Here is a 4,574-nt window from a genome sequence, read left to right on the forward strand (position 1 = left end):
TCCGYCSGGSSYCCGCCCCGGACACGGTCCGCGGCACCCCGGACGGATCCGCGACGCACGACGGTGCTCGCGCACCCGGGTCGACGGCGGATGGTGGTGCTCGCGCACCTGGGTCGGCGGCGGACGACGGTGCTCCCACACCGAGTGCGGCGGCGGACGCGGACGACGGCGGCTCGACCTCCCGCACGCCGAACGGTGCTCCGTCACGCGGCGACGAACAATCGGCCCCGCCGGGAGGCGAGGCGCAGCCGGCCCCGTCACGCGGCGACGCGCAGTCAGCCTCGCCGGTACGAGCCGCACAGCCGGGCCGACCGGGCCAGCCGGGAACCGGGGGAGAGCCGGCCCCCTCTCGCGGCGCGAGACCGACACCCACCGCGGAGGAGCAGGTGGCGGCGCGCACACCGAGCAACCTCCGGGCGCGGCTGACCAGCTTCGTCGGGCGCGAGACGGACATCGCCACCCTCGACGCCGACCTCGTGGCCTCCCGACTGGTGACGCTGACCGGCCCCGGCGGCTCCGGCAAGACCCGGCTCGCCGAGCAGGTCGCGGCCACCACGGGCGCCGCCGACCCGACGCCGTACCCCGACGGCACCTGGCTCGTGGAGTTGGCACCGCTCGACCACCCCACCGCGGTGCCGGGCGCGGTCCTCAGCGCGCTGGGCCGCCGGGTGACCGCGCTGTCCACCGCCGCCACGGAGGGCTCACGTTCGCTCAGTGGCGAACAGGACGCGACGGCGCTGCTGGTCGAGCACTTGGAGCACCGCACTCCGCTGCTGGTGCTCGACAACTGCGAACACGTCGTTCACGCGGCTGCCACGCTCGCCGAGACGCTTCTGGCGCACTGCCCCGGGCTGACCGTCCTGGCCACCAGCCGCGAGCCCCTCGGCGTGCCGGGGGAGGCCGTGCGTCCTGTCGAGCCGCTGCCGCCCGCGCCCGCGCACCGCCTCTTCGCTGACCGTGCCGCCGCGGCGCGCCCTGGTTTCCGCCCGAGTGAGGACGCGGAGGCCGTGGCGGAGATCTGCCGCCGTCTCGACGGGCTGCCCCTCGCGATCGAACTGGCAGCCGCACGGCTCCGCTCGCTCACCCCGCGGCAGATCGCGGACCGGCTCGACGACCGTTTCCGGCTGCTGACCAGCGGCAGCCGTACCGTGCTGCCCCGCCAGCAGACGCTGCGGGCCGTCGTGGACTGGTCCTGGGACCTGTTGGACGAGCGTGAGCGCACCGCCGTCCGCAGGCTCTCCGTCTTCGCGGGCGGCTGCACCCTCTCCGCTGCCGAACACGTGTGTGCGGACGAGTCGCCGCCGACCCCGGACCCTCCACCGGGTGCGCGCATCCACCCGGACGACGTGCTCGACCTGCTCTCCGCCCTGGTCGACAAGTCGATCCTCGTCGCCGACCAGCCCCCCGCCCTGACGGGCACCGGTGTGCGCTACCGCATGCTGGAGACGATCCACGACTACGCCCGCGAGCGTGCCGCCGAACACCCCGAGGAGCGCGACGAGGCCGAGGCTCGGCACACCGCCCAGATCCTCCGCTTCGCCACCGCCGCCGAGCCCCGCATCCGCTCAGCCGAACAGCTCTCCTGGCTGCCCCGCATCGAAGCCGACCTCGACAACATCCGCGCCGCTCTCTACCGCTCCCTGCACCACCGCGACCGCGAGACCGTGGTCGCGCTCGTCCGCTCGGTGGGCTGGTTCTGGTGGCTGCGCAATTTCCGCGACGAGGGAGCCCGCTGGGTCGAGGCCGCCCTCACCCTGCTGCCGGCCTCCTCCGAGGAACGGGACGAGGACGACGAACTCCTGTATCGCGAACTTCAACTCCTCGACTACTTCCTGCTGTCCGAACACCGCACCGAGGAACTCGTCCACAAGTCCTCTCACCGCGCTGTCGCGGCGCAGCTGGTCGCCACCTTCCGCGAACCCGGCCCGGCCGCCGCGCGCTTCCCCGGCATGCTTTGGCCCTTCGCCGGCTTCCTCGTCGAAGGCAGCAAGGGCATCGGGCCCCTTCTGGACGATCTCGTCACGAACTGCCGCCGCCACAGCGGGCCCTGGGAACTCGCCGTCGCGCTGCTCTTCCGCGCCCACGTCCGCCTCGACACCCCCGGCGGCCTCCCGCGGATGCAGGGGGACCTCCCCGAGATCAGCGCCCTCGCCGAAGGCACCGGCGACCGCTGGATGCTCAGTCAGCTGTGCGGCCTGCGCGCCGAGATCGCCATCCAGGAAGGCCGCTACGACGACGCCCGCGCCGAGTGCGAGACGGCCATGCGGTACGCGCAGCAGCTCGGCGCCCTCACCGAAATGCCGGTACTCCTCGTCCGCATCGCCGAGATCTGGTTCCGCCAGGGCGACACGCAGCAGGCCGACCAGCTCGCCCAGCGCGCCATGGACGACGGCGACCGGCTCGGCATCCGCGACGCGCAGACCCTCGCCGGCTTCGTCCGTGCCATGGCCGCTGTGGAGGACGACGACCCCGCACGCGCCCGCGAGCTGTACCGGCAAGCCGAGAAGAATTTCTCCCTCGGGAGCCCGCCTGCCATGCTCGAGGTCGCGCTCCGCGTACTCGACGCACGCATCACCGTGGCCGAGGGCGACGACCTGCTCCCCGAAGCCCTCCGCAAGATCAGCGCCGCCCTCCATGCCGGACTGGAGGTGGACGTGCCCGAGACCATCACCGGAAACGCCCTGCTGACCGCCGGTTTCATTCTGCACCGGGCCGGCCGTCCGGCCCTCGCCGTCCGGTTCGCCGACGCGGCCGGCGCGATGCGCGGCGACCTGCCCGCGAGCGTCCCCGACCTGCGCCTCGACGGCGCCATCCGCGCCTACTGCGCCGGCGCGGCCGACGACGACCCCGGAGACGGCCCCGAAACCACCGGGCCGCCCCTCACTCCCGCCGAGGCAGCGGCCCGCCTCGACAAGCTGTGTGCCCAACTCGCGACCGACTCCCGCGCCGATGCCGACGTCGAAGCGGACGCTGACGCCGACGCCTTCAACGAAGGCTGACGCTCCACCACCAGCCGCACCGTGTGCTCTCCCGCCGTGGAATCCAGTACGACGCTGTGTTCCGTGACGCGGATGACGTGACGTTCGGCCGGAGGCGAGGCTGGAGGCCGGGACGAAGGCGGTGAGGGCGGTGCTGACGGCTCGGGGCGCGGCTTCCGCGTGGGCTCGGGCTCCGGTTCCGGGGCGGTCGGCCGGGGGCCGGGACGCCGTACGGGTTCCTCCCCCGGCCCCGGCTCCGTCTTCGGGGCCGGGCGCTGCGGTGCGGCCCGGACGGGCTGAGGCCGTGGCGCCGGCGGGTGTGCCGTCGGCTGCCGGGGCTCCGGACGCGGACCGGGTGGTTCCGGTTCCGGCTTCCGAGGCGGCTGGTCCGGCGCCGCGTGCGGCGCGGAGGGACGAGCCCGCGGTTTCTCCACCGGCTCGTCACCACCGGTCAACGCATAGGCGAGCACCGCTCCCGCCGCCGCGGCCACGCCCAGCCCGATACCGACCTTCGCCGGGGTCCCGAGCCCCTCCGTCGCGGCGCCCGTGCCCGCGCCACTCGCCCCCGCGCCACCGGCCGCAGCCCCTCCGGCAGCCGCCCCTCCGGCAGCCGCGCCACCGCCGAGCAGCGCGGCGAACGCCTTCGCTCCGCCCGCCGTACCGAACCAGCCGACGAGCGCGACAGGCAGGACCAGCCTGATGTGCTCGTTGAGATCCCGCACCTCCGAGGCCGCCTGACTGCAGGCAGCACACCCCTCCAGGTGCCGGGCCAGCCCCCGCTCGGCCCGCATCCGCAGCCCACCGCGCGCGTACGCGCCCAGCCGGTCCGCGTAGCGCGCGCACTCCCCGCCCTGCGTCAGCGCCCGACTGACGTGCGCCTGCAGATACGCCTGCTTGAGATGCTCCCGCGCCCGGTGCGCCGCCGTGGCCACCGCGCCCCGCGACGTGCCCAGGAGCACCGCCACGTCCTGCGGCTTGTCGCCCTCGACCGCCGTGTGCCACAGCAGCATCCGATCGTGTTCCGACAGGCTTTCGAACGCGCGAACCACCAGCGTCTGCTCCGCCTTGTGCATCGCCCGCACGTCGGCGCCCAGGTCCAGGGTGTCCACATCCCGCGCCCCCGAGGCGGCAGCCGCCGACTGCACGAACACCGCGAAATCGTCCACCAGCCGCTCCCGCCGCCGCGTCCGCGTCCACGCCGCGGCCACGTGCCGCACGGACGTGAGCAGGTACGCCCGCACCGCGGTCCTGGGGCCCTTGCCGCCCCTGACCGCCTGCAGGGTGCGCGCGAAGACCTCACCGGTCAGATCCTCCGCGGTGTCCGCATCCCGGCAGCACGTACGGGCGTAACGCCGCACCGGTTCCGCGTGCCGTCGGTACAGCTCCTCGTACGCCCCGTCGTCCCCCTTCCGCATCCGCGACAACAACTCCGCGTCCGACACCCCACCGAGCGCCCCGCGGGGGGGGGGGGGGGGGGGGGGGGGGGGGGGGGGGGGGGGGGGGGGGGGGGGGGGGGGGGGGGGGGGGGGGGGGGGGGGGGGGGGGGGGGGGGGCTCCGCGGTGTCCGCATCCCGGCAGCACGTACGGGCGTAACGC

The 4,574-nt window shown here is 74.9% G+C and carries 1 protein-coding gene and 1 pseudogene; one reads left to right on the forward strand and one right to left on the reverse strand.

Annotated elements, in window-relative coordinates:
* Positions 1–386 precede the first annotated feature (386 nt).
* Positions 387–830 (forward strand): annotated as a pseudogene (locus AB8Z75_RS32810) (AAA family ATPase); the annotation flags it as partial.
* A gap of 1,988 nt (positions 831–2,818) precedes the next feature.
* On the opposite strand, the gene AB8Z75_RS32815 reads toward AB8Z75_RS32810, so the two are convergent.
* Positions 2,819–4,393 (reverse strand): sigma-70 family RNA polymerase sigma factor, encoded by a 1,575-nt coding sequence (locus tag AB8Z75_RS32815; protein WP_369208452.1) that lies wholly within the window; start codon positions 4,391–4,393, stop codon positions 2,819–2,821.
* Positions 4,394–4,574 lie beyond the last annotated feature (181 nt).

Origin of the sequence: Streptomyces sp. PU-14G, assembly GCF_041028275.1 — a bacterium.
Lineage (GTDB): Bacteria > Actinomycetota > Actinomycetes > Streptomycetales > Streptomycetaceae > Streptomyces.